This is a genomic window from uncultured Winogradskyella sp., from assembly GCF_947498005.1.
Taxonomy (GTDB): Bacteria; Bacteroidota; Bacteroidia; order Flavobacteriales; family Flavobacteriaceae; genus Winogradskyella.
Window position 1 is genome coordinate 12,112 of sequence record NZ_CANMIW010000004.1, and the last position, 16,504, is coordinate 28,615.

Here is a 16,504-nt window from a genome sequence, read left to right on the forward strand (position 1 = left end):
ATCTTAGTTTTGTGCAGTTTCGTTTATAATATCCTTAACTTTTATATCTGTACCTAGTCGCTGTAAATAAGCAATCATGGCAACAATCTCTCTATTTCGCATTTCTACGAATTCAGCTCCAGAGTTGGCTTTATCAGCTTCGTAAGAGGCTACAAAATCTGGATCGCTGTATAAGTTTTTCTCAATCTGAGTGCCTTGTTCTAACATAGAGGCTTGAGCGTTTGCAATATCTTCTTCAGAATATGGAACACCTAGAGATACCATGGCTTCCATTTTCTTTTCAGTCATAGATTTATCGAGTTTAGCACCTTCTCCAACAATCAACCATTTGTAAGATGGCATAATAGAACCTGTTGAAGTACTCTGAGGATCGTACATGTGGTTAAAGTGCCAGTTGTCTGAGTATTTTCCTCCAACTCTATGTAAATCTGGTCCTGTACGTTTACTTCCCCAAAGGAAGGGATGATCGTAAACAAATTCTCCTGCTTTTGAGTATTCGCCATAACGCTCAACTTCTGATCTAAATGGACGTACCATTTGCGAGTGACAACCAACACAACCTTCTCTTATATAAAGGTCTCTTCCTTCTAATTCTAAAGGTGTATACGGTTTTACACTCGTTATGGTTGGTATATTAGATTTTACAACAATCGTTGGTACAATCTGTACAATACCACCAATTAAAATAGCAATGGTTGCGTAAATAGTTAATTGAATTGGTTTACGCTCTAACCAAGTATGCCATCCTTCTCCAGCTACTCGTTTTTTAGACACACGTTTTAAGGCAGGTGCTTCAGCAAGTTCATCTGTGACTTTATGTTTAGAGGTAACGACCGTCATAATTACATTAACCACTAAAATCAGCATTCCTGTAATATAAAGTGTACCACCAATTGCTCGCATCCAATACATTGGCATAATTTCAGTTACAGTTTCTAAGAAGTTACCGTAGAATAAAGTACCATCTGGCTTAAATTGTTTCCACATACTTGCTTGTTGAAAACCAGCAACATACATTGGTAACGCATATAGTAAGATACCTAAAGTACCTATCCAGAAATGAATATTTGCTAAACCTATAGAGTATAGTTTTGTTTTAAATAATTTTGGGATCAGGTAATAAATCATACCAAAAGCTAAGAAACCATTCCATGCTAATGCACCAACATGCACGTGTGCAATAATCCAATCTGTAAAGTGCGCAATGGCGTTTACATTTTTAAGCGATAACATTGGTCCTTCAAAAGTTGCCATACCATAGCCAGTAATCGCTACAACCATGAATTTTAAAACTGGGTCTGTACGTACTTTATCCCAAGCGCCACGCAAGGTTAATAACCCGTTAATCATTCCTCCCCAAGATGGCATTAATAACATTACTGAGAATGCTACACCTAAGTGCTGAGCCCATTCTGGCAAAGCAGTATATAATAAATGGTGTGGTCCTGCCCAAATGTATATGAAGATTAAAGACCAAAAGTGAACAATAGATAACCTATAAGAATAAACTGGTCTGTTTGCGGCTTTAGGAACAAAGTAATACATTAAACCTAAAAACGGTGTCGTTAAGAAAAAGGCAACGGCATTATGTCCATACCACCATTGCACTAAGGCATCTTGAACGCCTGCATAAACAGAATAACTCTTCATGCTTGTTAAACTAATAGGTAGTTCTAAACTATTAAAAATATGAAGTACAGCTACAGTGACAAATGTGGCTAAGTAAAACCAAATGGCAACATATAAGTGACGTTGACGACGCTTTAAAATTGTAGCAATCATGTTGATACCAAAAACAACCCAAACGACTGCAATAGCGATATCAAATGGCCATTCTAATTCGGCATATTCTTTAGATGTTGTATAACCTAAAGGTAAAGTAATAGCTGCACCAACAATAATGAGTTGCCATGCCCAAAAATTGATATTACTTAAAACATCACTAAACATTCTCGCTTTTAATAAACGTTGTAATGAATAATAAACGCCTGCAAAAATGGCATTACCCACAAAGGCAAAGATAACTGCGTTGGTGTGTAAGGGTCTTAAACGACCAAAACTTAACCAAGATATACCATCGGTCATGTTTGGGAATAAAAACATAAAAGCCAGTAGTAAACCTACGAGCATACCAACCACACCAAAAACAATTGTGGCATAGAGGAATTTTTTAACGATTTTATTATCGTAATAGAATTGTTGCATTTCCATATTAAAAAAATTAGTCGGTTTTAGTTTGTTTTATTGTATTGGTTTGTTCTTTTACAAGTTCGTCTTCAAAGAGCATGCGTACAGAAGGTGTGTAGTCATCATCATATTGACCAGATCTTACAGCCATTATAAAAATGACGAAGAATGTAACGCCAACAACGACGCTAACAGTTAATAAAATATAAATAACACTCATACCTACTGAAGTTATGGTTCAAAATTACGTTTCAACTTTTTTGTAAAACATGACAATTATCATGTTACATTTTTTATTTTATTTTTCGCCCTAATAAGTTGGTGGCAATGGTTGTGAAAACAACAATGCTAATAGAACTTAAAGGCATAAGGATGGCAGCAACAACGGGTTCTAACTGCCCTGTTACTGCAAAATATAATCCTATGACGTTATAGATAAATGACAGCACGAAGCTCCATTTAATAATTTTTATGGCCGATTTTGAAGCGTTTATATAAGTATACAATTCTTCAAATTTTGTAGCATCTAAGATGGCATCACAAGCAGGCGAAAACACATTAACATCTTCAGAAATAGCTATACCTACATCGCTTTGTGCTAAAGCTCCAGCATCATTTAATCCGTCGCCAATCATTAATACTTTTGCGTCTTCAGATTGATGGTATTTTATAAAATCGAGTTTATCTTCTGGCTTCTGATTGAAAATGAGTTTAGTTTTAGCAGGAAGTAATTTTTTCAAGTTTTCGCGTTCTCCTTCATTATCGCCAGATAGAATGACCAAATCAAACTGTTGCTTCAATTGATTAAATAATTTTGAAACACCTTTTCTATAACTATTATAAAACGTGAATTTTCCTTTATAAACATTGTTACTACTGACATGAACCGTTGTGTTTAAAACCGCTGTGTCATTAGGATTACCTACAAAACTTGCCGAGCCAATTTTCATGTTAACAGCATTGTGCTTTGCTTCAATACCTTTGCCAATGTGTTCTTCAAAAGCATCAAGCGTTACGATATTATTTTCCTGTAAAACATTATACAAGGTTCTACTTAAAGGATGATTAGAACCTCTAAGTGAGTTTTTAAGCACTATGTTTTCAGAATCGGATAATAAGTCGCCATCGTACTCAGCATTACTTTCTTTGTTGGATGTAATGGTTCCTGTTTTATCAAAAATCACAGTATTTATCTGTGCAAGTTGCTCAATAACACTAGCGTTTTTTACGTAGAATTTTTGTTTTCCTAAGATTCTAAGAAGATTACCAAAAGTAAATGGTGCAGAAAGCGCAATAGCACAAGGACAAGCAATAATGAGCACAGCCGTAAAGACATTCATGGCCTTTGTACTATCTGTAAATAACCAAAACGTGGTGGCTATTATTGAGATGGTTAAAATAGCAATGGTAAAATGCTTGCTTATTGTATTGGTAATATTAGTAAAGCCATCCTCTTTGTTTTTATTGAAAACATCGTTACTCCATAATTGCGTTAGGTAACTTTGCTCAACAGATTTTAGAGCTTCCATTTCTATAACGCCTTTAGTTTGTTTGCCTCCAGCAAAGAGCTTGTCTCCCGATTGTTTAGAAACAGTTTGCGATTCGCCAGTAACAAAACTGTAATCTATTTTAGCGTTTCCGTTTATGAGAATACCATCTACAGGAATTAATTCTTCGTTTCTAATTAAAATACGGTCGCCTTTTTCTATATCATAAACTTGAATAGAATTTTCGCTTCCTTCTTTATCAATCTTAGTAATTGCAATAGGAAAGTAGGATTTATAATCGCGCTCAAAGGATAAGAAATCGTAAGTTTTTTGTTGAAAGAATTTACCAACTAATAAAAAGAATACCAAACCAGCTAAACTATCGAAAAAGCCTGAACCTAAGTCAAAAATAATTTCAATAGTACTTCTAAAAAATAATACCGAAATTCCTAAAGCAATAGGCACATCAATATTTAGAAGTTTTGCTTTGAGACCTTTAAAAGCTGAAACAAAATAATCTTGTGCCGAATAGAATACAATAGGAAGCGATAGCGCAAACATTAACCACCTAAATAAAGGTTTGTACTGTTCTAACCAAAATTCGTTCACTTCAAAATACTCAGGAAACGATAAAAACATAATGTTGCCAAAGCCAAAAGCTGCAACACCAAGTTTGTAAATTAAGGTTCTATTGATGTGTTGTTTTCCTGATTTAAAATCGTCTAAACTGATATAAGGTTCATAGCCAATAGAACTTAATAATAAGACAACAGACTTTAAATTTGTGCTTTCAGAATTATAGGTTACCCTTAGGGTTTTCTTACCAAAATTGACTTGAGAATCTGAAATATTAGGATTTAATTTGTTGAGGTTTTCTAATATCCAAATACAAGAACTACAGTGAATATGCGGAATATAAAGCGTAGCAATTTCTATGGAATCACTTCTGAATTCCGTAAGCTTTTCTATAATGTTATCTTGCGAAAGAAAATCGTATTTACCTTCAATTTCTTTTGGGATTGCTCCTGGCGAATTCTGTAAATCGTAATAACAAGTTAGGTCGTTTTCGTTAAAAATTTCAAAAACTGTTTTACAGCCATTACAGCAGAATGATTTTTCTTGAAATGTGATTGGATGATTACCACAGTCATCTCCACAATGAAAACACGTATTGTTTTCCATATTAATATTTGCTCAATTATACCTGTGACAAAAGTCACAATACAAGTGGTTTTAAACTATGATATTTGTCATGTTTTGATTAACTTTGAAATAATAGGATATTGCTATGAGTAAATGCGACCAATGTATTATAAAACAGTTTAATTCTTTAAAAGCTTTAGGGAAGGAAGATTTAATTAGAATCTCTGGTTGTAAGACTTCGCGGTTTGTAAATAAAGGCGAAGTTCTCTTTAGAGAAGGGGAAAGTATTAATGGTGTTTATTGTGTTAAAGATGGTGTCTGTAAGCTGTCTAAACTGAGTGCTAATGGCAAAGACCAAATTGTGAAATTGGTAGTCAGAGGCGACTTAATTGGGCAACGTTCTTTGGTGTCTGATGAGAAATCTAATCTCACAGCTATAGCACTGAATGATATGGAAGTTTGCTTTATTCCTAAGAATGAAGTTATGCACGATCTAACTAATAATGCCAAGTTCTCTTTAGATATGTTACAAGAGATGGCAAAAGAACTTAAAACTGCTGATAACATTATAGTAGATATGGCTCAGAAATCTGTTAAACAACGTTTGGCCGATGTTTTAATTTATCTACAAGAAACGTTTGATAAGGATGACAATGGGTTTTTAAATGTCATATTATCAAGAGAAGATTATGCTAACTTAGTAGGTACAGCAACAGAATCTGCAATTAGAATCTTATCTCAATTCAAAAAATCTGGTTTAATTTTTACAAAAGGGAAACATGTTAAAATTGAAGATTTAGAAGGGTTAAGACGTGTTGAATAAAAAAAACACCCTAAAAAAATTAGGGTGTTTTTATAAAATTCACTTCAGCTTCTAGTCAGTACTAAAACGCTTAACTTCCTTAAACGGATTTGTTTTTACAACTTCCATTTTAGCTTTAAACGCTGTCCAATCTTCATTAAAAAAAGCATTAGTTTCAGAAAGTAGTGTATCTAAAGCGTCAGTAGCTTGTTTAATTAGTGTAGTTTCTGTTGAGGTTAATCCATTTTGGCTGCCATTCACATAACCACTTGCTGTTCTTAAACGCAATAAAGGTGTAACTTCAGGACTTCTCGTAATTCCTTGTCGTTTGTCTTCTTTACCTAGATATTTGTCTAATAATCCATTAATTGATTTTATAATAGCTTTAGAAGATTTAATCTCCTCTTTAAACTTTTCTTTATCTAATTTAGATAAGTCTTTCTTGTAGTTTTCTGCTATAGCTTCACTTTCCACTAATTGTTTTACAGCATCCGCAGTAGTTTGTTGCATTTGTTCTAACTGTTTTGCAGCTGCATAGACTTCATCAATATTTTTTTGAGAAGCGTCTAATCGAGGATCAGATTCTACTTTAACAGTGGTTTCCGATACTTGGTCACCATAATGCAGAACCGCTCTATAAATACCAGGTTTTACATTTACACCAGAAGACTCTCTTGTGTTTTTTCTAATCCTTCTCGATGGTCTGTCTGCTCCAGATTCACGCATTCTCCACGTCCAATTGTGCAAACCATTTTCTTTAGGCGCTTTCGTTTTTAAAGTTCTTATTAAACGTTCACCATCATACAATTTTAAAGTTAAAGAATCCCATTTTACTTTAGATTCATCTTTGCTTTTGTCACTACTAATGTCATCAGACTCTTCATCATCTGGCCCAATTTTCTTGTCACTTATGCTCTTATCACCTTTTTTTGCATTCGCTTTTATGTTAGACTTGACGTCTTCCTTTTTGTTAATTAAATAAGAAAACGTTGCACCACCTTTTCTATTCTCACCTTGATACATGGCATCGGCTCCAAAACGGCTTCCTGTTGGTTGCTGGTAAGCGGCTTGATAAGCTGTTGGTGGTTCAAAAAGTTTAATTGTAGAATCCATAATAGATTTGTTTTTAGCCATTTCTCTTAATGGTTTAATATCATCTAAAACCCAAGCTGCTCTTCCAAATGTACCGATCACTAAATCATGTTCTCTTGGTTGAATTACTAAATCTTTAACAGAAGTTGTAGGGAAACCTTCGGTCCATTTCGTCCATTTATTTCCAGCATCTAAAGATATATATAAACCATCATCTGTCCCTAAGAATAAAAGATTAGGTTCTACTAAGTCTTCAACAATAGCTAAGGTATAACTCTGTACATCATTAGCATCGACGATTCGTTCCCAAGATTTACCATAATTTTTGGTTCTGTAAGCATAAGGCGTATAGTTAAAACGTCTGTAATCATTAGCTATTAAAAGTGCTTCTCCTTTATTTTTATTAGATGCTTTTATTTGAGCGATCCAGCTTCCTTTAGGTAAATCCTTCAGGTTTTTGGTAACATCATTCCATGAATCTCCTCCATTTGTAGTGAAATGAACTCGTCCATCATCTGTACCAGCCCAAAGCATGTTTTTTTCAACAGGCGATGGTTCTATAACCAAAACAGTACAGTGATTTTCTGCACCAGTTGCATCCATAGTTAAACCACCACTTTCAGATTGCTTTAATTTTTCAGGATCATTAGTTGTTAGATCTGGTGAAATAACCGTCCAAGTTTCGCCTTTGTCTGTAGATTTATGAACAAACTGACTACCGAAGTAAACTGTAGAATTATTAAATGGATCTATATTAATTGCAGAATTCCAGTTGAAACGTAATTTTACATTAGCATCTTCATGTGTAGGTCTTACCATGTAATTGTTTCCTGTTTTCCAATCGTATCGGCTTACGTAACCTTGTTGACTCATCGTCCAACCATAACGAGAATCGTCTTTATCTGGAATAACATCAAAGCCATCGCCAAAACTAATTTCTTGCCAATAGCTATTTCTAATGCCTTGTGATTTCCATACGTAAGCTGGTCCTCTCCAAGATCCATTATCTTGCATACCACCATAAACGTTATACGGAAATTCGTTATCGACATTTATATGATAGAATTGTGCGACAGGAAGATTTCCAATAAATCGCCAAGTTTTTCCACCATCTTTAGTAATATTCATTCCACCATCATTACCATCAATCATAAATTTTCCATTTTCAGGATGAATCCACCAAGCATGATGATCAGGGTGTACACCATTATCTACACCATAAGCTGGCATTAGTTGTTTAAAGTTTTTGCCACCATCTTCTGAAACATTAACGTATGTGAAAACTGAATACACTCTGTTTTCATTTTCAGGATCTACGTAAATTTCAGAATAATAGAATGGTCTATTTCCAATATCACTTTTATCATTTATTTTTTTCCATTTAAAACCACCATCTTCACTTTTGTAGAGTGCATTTTTTTTAGCTTCAACCAAAGCATAAATAACGTCTGGTTTGTTTGGTGCAATAGCAACACCAATACGTCCTAAATTTCCTTTTGGGAAACCATCTTCTTCTGTGATCTTTTTCCAAGTTTTCCCACCATCATGTGTAATGTGCATTCCAGAACCTTCACCTCCAGAATTAAAAAACCAAGGTTCGCGTTTATGTTCCCATAGTGTGGCGATTAATTTATTTGGGTTTGTAGGATCCATAATTAAATCTGCAGCACCAGTTTTATTGTTCGCGAATAGTACTTTGTTCCAAGTTTCGCCACCATCAATGGTTTTAAAAACACCACGTTCTGGGTGTTCTCCCCAAGGTGAACCAATGGCACCAACATATACGATATCTGGATTGGTTGGGTCTACAATAATTCTATGAATATGTCTTGTTTTTTCAAGACCCATAGTCTTCCACGTTTTTCCACCATCTAAAGATTTATAAATGCCATAACCACCATTTAATGAGTTACGTGGATTTCCTTCACCTGTACCAACCCAAATAACACTTGGATTTGATTGCTGAATTTCAACAGCACCAATGGAAGCTGTAACTTCTTTATCAAAAATAGGTTCCCAAGTAATACCTCCAGAATTAGATTTCCATAGTCCACCAGAAGCGGTTCCGACGTACATAATATCCGGATTATTGTTCACTACATCAATAGCAGTAACACGTCCAGACATACCACCAGGACCAATATTACGTGGTGTCATATTTTTTACTAAGTCCATTGAAAAGTCTTGAGCAGACATAAATGTTATACTAATAAGCATAACGAGTGCGAGTAATTTCTTCATTTATTTTTAGGTTGGTTGAGTAATGCTTAAAATTAAGTAAAAGAATTGATAGATTTCTTAAGGAGTTGTTAAGTTGTTTATGTAGCTGTTTTTTAATCTGAAAATTCATTATTTTTACATAGCTATGAATGAAAAAACAAAAAAAAGAGGCTTTGTATTTAAAACATACGAAGCGCCTCAGCAATCGCCATTTGAAAAACTCTTTGAAATTTTTAAGGAATTAATTACACATACATCTGGCGATTTTGACGAAGCTATAGATTGGTTACGTCAATTAGACAAGGAGTATAAACTTACCACACCAGAGTATACTATTGATGATTTTATAGAAGATCTAAAAAACAAAGGTTATATACGTGAAGAAATTGATCTTAACGGAACAGGTGAAGGCGGACTAACCATTACAGCCAAAACTGAACGTGCTATAAGACAACAAGCTTTAGACCAGATTTTTGGTAAAATAAAACGAAGTGGATCTGGTAATCATAAAAGTAAAGGTGTTGGTCTAGGTGATGAACATACAGGCGATTTTAGAAACTATCAATTTGGTGATAATTTAGATAAAGTTTCTATGACCGAAAGTATTAGAAACGCTCAAATTAATAACGGTATTGGTGATTTTAGTCTTACTGAAGATGATTTAGTAGTAGAAGAAACTCTGCATAAAAGCCAGATGAGTACTGTGTTAATGATTGATATTAGTCACAGTATGATTCTTTATGGAGAAGATAGAATTACACCAGCAAAAAAAGTGGCTATGGCTTTGGCTGAATTAATTACCACACGATACCCAAAAGACACCTTAGAGATTTTAGTGTTTGGTAATGATGCGTGGCCAATAAAAATTAAAGAATTGCCATACTTAAAAGTTGGACCTTACCATACCAATACGGTTGCAGGTTTACAGTTAGCTATGGATATGTTGCGCAGAAAACGAAACACTAATAAACAGATTTTTATGATTACAGATGGGAAACCAAGTTGTTTGCGTTTACCAGACGGTCAGTATTATAAAAACAGTAATGGTTTAGATCCATATATAACTAATAAATGTTATGCAATGGCACAGCAAGCAAGGCGTCTACATATTCCCATAACTACATTTATGATTGCAGAAGACCCTTATTTAATGCAATTTATTAGAGAATTTACGCAAGCCAATAGAGGGAAAGCATTTTACACAGGCTTAAAAGGTTTGGGTGAAATGATTTTTGAAGATTACGAGAATAACAGAAAAAAGAGGATTAAGGGTTAAAAAAAAAAGCCCATCCTAACCTTCCCGAAGGGAAGGAATAAAGAAAAAATGGAAATTAAAGCTCAAATTCCCACGTTGAGTTTTTCCCCTTATGGGGAAATTAAAAGGGGCTAATTTATGAATATAAATACACTAGGCGAATTAAAACAATCAAGTTATCAATCAAAATCTATAAAAGATGAATTAAGAGATAATTTAATTGAAAACATAAAGAACAAAAAAACAACCTTTGAAGGTATTCATGGTTATGAGAATACTGTGATTCCGGAATTAGAACGTGCCATTTTATCGCGTCATAATATTAATTTATTAGGATTGAGAGGTCAGGCTAAAACACGTTTAGCACGTTTGATGGTAACGTTGTTAGATGAATACATTCCCGTTGTGGAAGGTTCAGAAATTAATGATGATCCTTTAGAACCAATTTCGCGTTATGCTGTAGAACTGATTGCAGAAAAAGGAGAAGATACACCAATTACTTGGTTGCATAGAAGTGAGCGCTTTGCCGAAAAATTAGCAACACCAGATGTCACTGTAGCAGATATTATTGGCGATGTAGATCCTATAAAAGCAGCAAATTTAAAATTGAGTTATGCAGACGATCGTGTGATTCATTATGGCATGATTCCAAGAGCCAACCGTTGTATTTTTGTAATTAACGAGTTGCCAGATTTACAAGCAAGAATTCAAGTCGCATTATTTAATATTTTACAAGAAGGCGATATACAAATTAGAGGTTTTAAATTACGATTGCCATTAGATATGCAATTTGTATTTACAGCAAATCCTGAAGATTATACCAATAGAGGAAGTATTGTAACGCCTTTAAAAGATAGAATTGGGTCTCAGATTTTAACACATTACCCAGAATCTGTGGATATTGCCAGAACAATTACATTCCAAGAAGCGAAGTTAGATACCAGACAATCAGAATCGGTTTACGTACCAGAATTAGCAAAAGACTTATTAGAGCAAATTAGTTTTGAAGCTCGTGAAAGTGAATACGTTGATGTAAAAAGTGGTGTAAGTGCACGTATGAGTATTACAGCATTTGAAAATTTATTAAGCACAGCAGAACGTAGAGCCTTAATTTCTGGAGATGCTAAAACAGCTGTGAGATTATCTGATTTTATTGGCGTAATTCCGGCCATTACCGGAAAAGTAGAATTGGTTTACGAAGGTGAACAAGAAGGCGCAGATTTTGTGGCTAATTCATTAATGGAAGACGCTGTAAAAACATTGTTTCCGAAGTATTTTCCTAAGGTTGAAAAATTAGAAAAGCAAGGCGAAGAAACACCTTATGATGATTTAATCTCTTGGTTTTTTAATGGCGATGGTTTTGAACTTTTAGATGATTTAGACGATGCTACTTATAAAGCTAAATTAGATGAGGTAACACCTTTAGATGCTTTAATTGCAGATTATCAACCAGAGATTGATTCAAAAGATGTCTATTTTGAAAAAGAGTTTATTCTTTGGGGTTTAACACAATTTAAAAAACTAAGTAAGTATCGTTTTTCAGAAGGGCTTCAGTTTAAAGACCCTTACGGAAGTTATATTAGTGGATTGTAGAATTTACCGATTATCACGACTTTTAATATTAGCATCGCAGAGTTTTATAATCTCTGCGATTCTTTTTTGTTGAGTCGCCTCTCTTTTAGCTTGGTTTAACCAATACAAATAACCTTTTCTATAACTAGGAGCAAAGTTGAGGTAATTATCGTAGGCCTTTTTATTGTTGTTAAACGCGATTTGCAGATTTTCAGGAATAATCCCATTCTCAACATCGTCTAGAGCAGACCAACTGCCATTTTCTTTCGCAATTTTAATAGCATCATAGCCAGATGGATGAATTAACTTATCTCTTTCTAATTCTATTAAGTGCTTTTTATTTACAGCGCTCCAAACACTTTTGGATTTTCGTGGGCAAAAATATTGACGTCGTTTACCTTCGCCTAAGCTTTTAACTGTTGCATCTATCCAACCGTAACAAAGTGCAACTCGTACTGCTTCTTCCCAACGCATTGAAGCCATTGAATGGTCTACTTTGTAAAATATGAGATAAATACCTTGTTCAGATTTATGATTTTGGTGCAACCAATCTCGCCATTCCTTATCTGTTTTAAAATAGAGTTCTTTTAAATCTGACATTTATATTTTTTTAGATTTCACATAGAAATCTCTATCAATCTTAATTTTTTTAGAAACGATTTCTGTTGATTGCCACTCAGTAGTAGGAAATATCCATTTGGATTGGTCATTAAATTCAACTTGAATTGGCATGTCAAAATTTTCAACTGTATTTGTCCATCGGAATTTTAATAAGGTATCCGAAATTGAATATTCCAATGTCGGAATTTTAATCGTTCTTAAATACTGATTAAAAAATGCTGTTAAGTCTTTACCAGTTTCTTTACTTAGATAATTTTCAATCTGGTCTGTTGTCACGGTTTGATGATAAAATTCAGCATTCATTCCCCTTAAGATTCCGCGCCATTTTTCATCATCTTCTATTAACTGACGTAGCGTATGTAAAATATTTGCACCTTTATAGTACATATCACTAGAGCCTTCATTGTTTACATTATAATTTCCAATTAAAGGTTTATCATTTTGAATATTTCTTCGTGTACCAATAACGTAATCTGCTGATGCTTCTTTACCGTAGTAATAATCTAGAAACAAGTTTTCAGAATAGGAGGTAAACCCTTCATGGATCCACATGTCTGCAATATCTTTATTGGTAATGTTATTGGCAAACCATTCATGACCAGCTTCGTGAATAATAATAAAATCGAACTTAAGACCTAAGCCTGTACCAGATAAATCACGACCCAAATAGCCTTGTTTGTATTTATTGCCATAGGTTACAGAACTTTGGTGTTCCATACCTAAATATGGGACTTCTACGAGTTTAAAGCTGTCTTCGTAAAATGGATAAGGACCAAACCAATGCTCAAATGCTTTCATCATTTTTGGAGCGTCCTTAAAATGGGTTTTTGCGGTTTCAAGATGATCTCTTAAAACATAATAATTCATGTCTAAATCCCCTTTTTCTCCATTATAAACCTCAGAAAAATTCACGTAGTCTCCAATGTTTACATTTACACCATAATTATTGATTGGGTTATTTACAAACCAGTGTGATGTTACTGTATTATTCTTGTTTTCTACTAATGCTCTCAGCCTTCCGTTAGATACATTGGTTAACGTTTTTGGGTTAGTAACACTGATAAGCATACTATCCACTTCATCATACATATGATCTTTATTTGGCCACCATACACTAGCACCCAATCCTTGGCAAGATGTAGCTATAAAATGGTTGCCATTCTTATCTTTTTTCCATGAAAATCCACCATCCCAAGGTGCACGTTTAGCTTCTTTTGGATGACCTTCATAATAGACATCAATAGAATTTACTGTGCCTATTTTTTGGTTTTCTAATAGTGAAACGAAATGTGCATTACCATCATGTTTAACTTCTAATGCTTTTCCGTTTTGAAGTACCTTAGTAATTTTTAATGGGTGTTGTAAATCTATTTGCATCACTTGTTGTGATTGCAAAACCTTATAGTGAATAGTGTTTTTTCCTGAAATGAATTTATCATCTGGTATAACTTCTATATCCAAATGATAATACGTTAAATCCCACCATTCACGTTCTGGTGTAATACTACCTCTTAGAGTATCTTGTCGAGTAAAATTATTTTTGTCTGTCAGTAGACCTTGACCTTGACAACTTAAAAAGAAGAAAAGTGTTATTAATACAAGCGCAGTTTGCTTCATGTAATTATCTTAAAATTTTATTTGGAAAAACAACGACGCTCTCATGACCATTTTCGCCTACAGAAGCAACACCAAAATATGAATTGTCTACCACGATACCATCTAACGTAAATTCAGTAATATCTTCTACAAATCTACTATGATCCCAAGTTGGCGATGTCGTATCTCGCCAATAAATTTTATAGCCTTTTGCACCTTCAATTTTAGACCATTTTAGTTTTACTGAAGCTTCAACAATTCCTCCAATACCAACTTCTTTTGGAGAAGGTGGAGCAGAGGCAAGGCTCGCCATTGTTATTGCATTAACAGCAGTTAATTTTTTGCAATACGGAATATTAACGTGCTCAAAAGTATCACCATAATCAATACCATTTTCCGTTCTAATATCTTGATGTTGTTGCGTATAATTCTCATGTGCTTCCATAATTCGTAAACCAGCAAAACCCATGTCATTAAAGGGTCTATGATGTCCTCCACGACCAAAACGATCTAATCTGTAGACCAACATTGGGTTCATCTCTGGCATGTACGTATTTGTAGTTTTATAAACATAGCGAGCCAACTGACGTGAAATACCATCAATTTCGCCGCCATAGTAACGACGCGTTCTATTTTGATTAGCTAATTTTTTTGGATCTGTTTCTGCGGTTGTTATTGGTTCAGAAAAAATTCGGAATGTACGGTTGTCAATTATCCCATCTACACCAGAAATATTTCCAATCATATCATTATTTAAAACACCTATAATGTCCCAGTTTTGTTCTTTAGCGTATTTCGCTAATCCTTGTCCACCAAACAAGCCTTGTTCTTCACCAGACAGGCCAACATAAATAATACTATTTTCAAATTTGTATTTAGATAAAACTCGTGCGGCTTCCATAGCACCTGCCATACCTGTGGCATTATCGTTTGCGCCAGGAGCATCTGAGGTAAAATCATTAGGATCTGTAACTCTAGAGTCAATGTCGCCACTCATTATTATATAGCGATTAGGATATTTTGTACCTTTTTGAATAGCCACAACATTAACCACATTAACATCTTTTACAATACGCTGGTTGGCACCTTTCTCAACAAAATTACTTTGAAAAAATACGTTAAGACAGTTATTACAGTCTTTAGAAATAATATCGAATTGATATTTTATCCATCGTCTTGCTGCTCCAATGCCTCTAGTTTCTGAAACTGTATCACTTAGTGTATGACGTGTACCAAAGTCAGCTAGTTTTTTTACGTCACTACGTAGATTCTCCTCTGAAATGGCATCGACAATATCGTAGATTTTTTGATCTGTTTGTGCAAAAGAATTTATTACCATCGCGAGGGTAAAAAGTAAAAAGTAATGCTTCATGTAATTAGTGATTTATAAGTTTTAAAGTTCCGAAAATATTAGCATCAATCCAACCTTTGTTTTTATCTGTTCCTTCAACATATACAGAGCCGATAAAATTTTCGCGTTCTTTGCTATTGTCATTGTCGCAATATGCTAATGCAAAACCTATCATTTTGTTAGGTTTTAGTTTAACAGCAACGTTATCTTCCTCATCATTGTAGGTATCGTTAAATAATGAGATTTTAACTTCCCAAGTGGTCTTATTCCCAATTGTTATGCGTTTAGATTCTAGATGAGAATTGTAAAGCTTGCCTGTTTTCTTCGTAGACATATCTACTACATTGCCATCTAAGGCAATGTGATATGCGAAAGCATTATGGTTGTACTGATGTTCACCACCACTATTGTCTTCGTCGACAAATATTTCTAAACAATCATCGTCCCACCATGCAGTTAATGGATCAGCGTTGTTATCAACTAACTTATCATCTAAAGTTTCCGCTAAAAGGTAAAGCGCGTCTTCTGTCCAAGAGAGTTTATAACGACCAGAAAAGTCCTCCGTTGTGTATGCATCACCAAGCCAAGTTTGGTCTAACGGCAACCAACCACTATTTGCCCAAATGGTTTCATCTGCTTTACCGTCAATAATTGGTGTTGTTTTAGCTTTCTTTACAGTAATGAACTGATTAATAGGTTTAGCTTTTTCAGATTTCTTTTTATAATTGAACTTTACAGTTTCAGTTTTTCCTTTGTCCTCAATATCTACATAGATATTCATTACGGTAGGTGATACTTTTTCGAAAACCATACCTTCAAAAATAGCTTTATTTTCTGTGATTTTTATAAGTGGAAAATCGACTGTAGCATCTTTAGATTCCCAGCCTTTTAAATCCCATCTAAAATGTTTGAGTTGAAGCATTAATGTGTTTTCTACTTCGCGAATAATTTCAATTTCATAGAAAGAAACTTTACCGTTGTGGATTAATTTAAACGTTGCCATCATGGAACCACCTGAAGGCTCACTCCAAATCTCCTCAGTTGTACCACCAAAGGCTTCGCCATGCCATGAACCAGATATCCAAGCAATATTTTCTAATTTTGGAGCTAAAGTTTTTTCGTCTTGAGCGTTGCAAATCAAGCTAGAAATTAAAAATAGAACTATAATTTTTTTCATA

The 16,504-nt window shown here is 34.3% G+C and carries 11 protein-coding genes; 3 read left to right on the top strand and 8 right to left on the bottom strand.

Features of this window, described 5'->3' with window-relative positions; genetic code table 11:
* Window positions 1–3: 3 nt before the first annotated feature.
* From ccoN to Q0891_RS08300, 3 genes are all read right to left on the bottom strand, one after another.
* On the bottom strand, window positions 4–2,211 hold the full coding sequence (gene ccoN, locus Q0891_RS08290) for a cytochrome-c oxidase, cbb3-type subunit I (RefSeq protein WP_299100642.1): 2,208 nt from the start codon (window positions 2,209–2,211) through the stop codon (window positions 4–6).
* 10 nt (window positions 2,212–2,221) lie between these two features.
* Window positions 2,222–2,407 (bottom strand): cbb3-type cytochrome oxidase assembly protein CcoS, encoded by a 186-nt coding sequence (gene ccoS, locus Q0891_RS08295; RefSeq protein ID WP_299100644.1) that lies wholly within the window; start codon window positions 2,405–2,407, stop codon window positions 2,222–2,224.
* Window positions 2,408–2,480: 73 nt separating this feature from the next.
* A complete protein-coding gene (locus Q0891_RS08300; RefSeq protein WP_299100646.1) occupies window positions 2,481–4,856 on the bottom strand; it encodes a heavy metal translocating P-type ATPase metal-binding domain-containing protein in 2,376 nt (791 codons plus the stop codon).
* A gap of 106 nt (window positions 4,857–4,962) precedes the next feature.
* On the opposite strand from Q0891_RS08300, the gene Q0891_RS08305 reads away from it, so the two are divergent.
* A complete protein-coding gene (locus Q0891_RS08305; RefSeq protein ID WP_299100649.1) occupies window positions 4,963–5,640 on the top strand; it encodes a Crp/Fnr family transcriptional regulator in 678 nt (225 codons plus the stop codon).
* 51 nt (window positions 5,641–5,691) lie between these two features.
* Here Q0891_RS08305 and Q0891_RS08310 read toward each other — a convergent pair whose 3' ends face one another.
* Complete coding sequence (locus Q0891_RS08310) at window positions 5,692–8,952, bottom strand: hypothetical protein (protein ID WP_299100651.1); 3,261 nt, start codon at window positions 8,950–8,952, stop codon at window positions 5,692–5,694.
* Between the two features lie 124 nt (window positions 8,953–9,076).
* Between Q0891_RS08310 and Q0891_RS08315 the strand changes: the two genes are divergently transcribed.
* The gene (locus Q0891_RS08315; protein ID WP_299100653.1) at window positions 9,077–10,207 is read left to right on the top strand and encodes a VWA domain-containing protein; all 1,131 of its coding nucleotides are present in this window, start codon (window positions 9,077–9,079) and stop codon (window positions 10,205–10,207) included.
* A gap of 117 nt (window positions 10,208–10,324) precedes the next feature.
* Window positions 10,325–11,779, top strand: a complete 1,455-nt coding sequence (locus Q0891_RS08320; RefSeq protein WP_299100655.1) for a magnesium chelatase — start codon at window positions 10,325–10,327, stop codon at window positions 11,777–11,779.
* A 3-nt stretch (window positions 11,780–11,782) separates the two neighbouring features.
* Here Q0891_RS08320 and Q0891_RS08325 read toward each other — a convergent pair whose 3' ends face one another.
* From Q0891_RS08325 to Q0891_RS08340, 4 genes are read right to left on the bottom strand one after another with little or no spacing between them, the layout of a single operon-like run.
* A complete protein-coding gene (locus tag Q0891_RS08325; RefSeq protein WP_299100657.1) occupies window positions 11,783–12,358 on the bottom strand; it encodes a YdeI family protein in 576 nt (191 codons plus the stop codon).
* The gene (locus Q0891_RS08330) at window positions 12,359–13,996 is read right to left on the bottom strand and encodes a M1 family metallopeptidase (RefSeq protein ID WP_299100659.1); all 1,638 of its coding nucleotides are present in this window, start codon (window positions 13,994–13,996) and stop codon (window positions 12,359–12,361) included. It abuts the gene before it with no gap.
* A gap of 4 nt (window positions 13,997–14,000) precedes the next feature.
* Window positions 14,001–15,347, bottom strand: coding sequence for a M28 family metallopeptidase (locus Q0891_RS08335; RefSeq protein WP_299100661.1), 1,347 nt, complete (start codon window positions 15,345–15,347; stop codon window positions 14,001–14,003).
* Window positions 15,348–15,351: 4 nt separating this feature from the next.
* The gene (locus tag Q0891_RS08340; protein WP_299100663.1) at window positions 15,352–16,503 is read right to left on the bottom strand and encodes a DUF6265 family protein; all 1,152 of its coding nucleotides are present in this window, start codon (window positions 16,501–16,503) and stop codon (window positions 15,352–15,354) included.
* Window position 16,504 lies beyond the last annotated feature (1 nt).

Excerpts from the sequence above, each read along its gene's own strand:
- ccoS (WP_299100644.1), bottom strand. The coding sequence starts at position 2,407 with ATGAGTGTTATTTATATTTTATTAACTGTTAGCGTCGTTGTTGGCGTT.
- Q0891_RS08300 (WP_299100646.1), bottom strand. The coding sequence starts at position 4,856 with ATGGAAAACAATACGTGTTTTCATTGTGGAGATGACTGTGGTAATCAT.
- Q0891_RS08310 (WP_299100651.1), bottom strand. The coding sequence starts at position 8,952 with ATGAAGAAATTACTCGCACTCGTTATGCTTATTAGTATAACATTTATG.
- Q0891_RS08335 (WP_299100661.1), bottom strand. The coding sequence starts at position 15,347 with ATGAAGCATTACTTTTTACTTTTTACCCTCGCGATGGTAATAAATTCT.
- Q0891_RS08315 (WP_299100653.1), top strand. The coding sequence starts at position 9,077 with ATGAATGAAAAAACAAAAAAAAGAGGCTTTGTATTTAAAACATACGAA.
- ccoN (WP_299100642.1), bottom strand. The coding sequence starts at position 2,211 with ATGGAAATGCAACAATTCTATTACGATAATAAAATCGTTAAAAAATTC.
- Q0891_RS08305 (WP_299100649.1), top strand. The coding sequence starts at position 4,963 with ATGAGTAAATGCGACCAATGTATTATAAAACAGTTTAATTCTTTAAAA.
- Q0891_RS08340 (WP_299100663.1), bottom strand. The coding sequence starts at position 16,503 with ATGAAAAAAATTATAGTTCTATTTTTAATTTCTAGCTTGATTTGCAAC.
- Q0891_RS08320 (WP_299100655.1), top strand. The coding sequence starts at position 10,325 with ATGAATATAAATACACTAGGCGAATTAAAACAATCAAGTTATCAATCA.
- Q0891_RS08330 (WP_299100659.1), bottom strand. The coding sequence starts at position 13,996 with ATGAAGCAAACTGCGCTTGTATTAATAACACTTTTCTTCTTTTTAAGT.
- Q0891_RS08325 (WP_299100657.1), bottom strand. The coding sequence starts at position 12,358 with ATGTCAGATTTAAAAGAACTCTATTTTAAAACAGATAAGGAATGGCGA.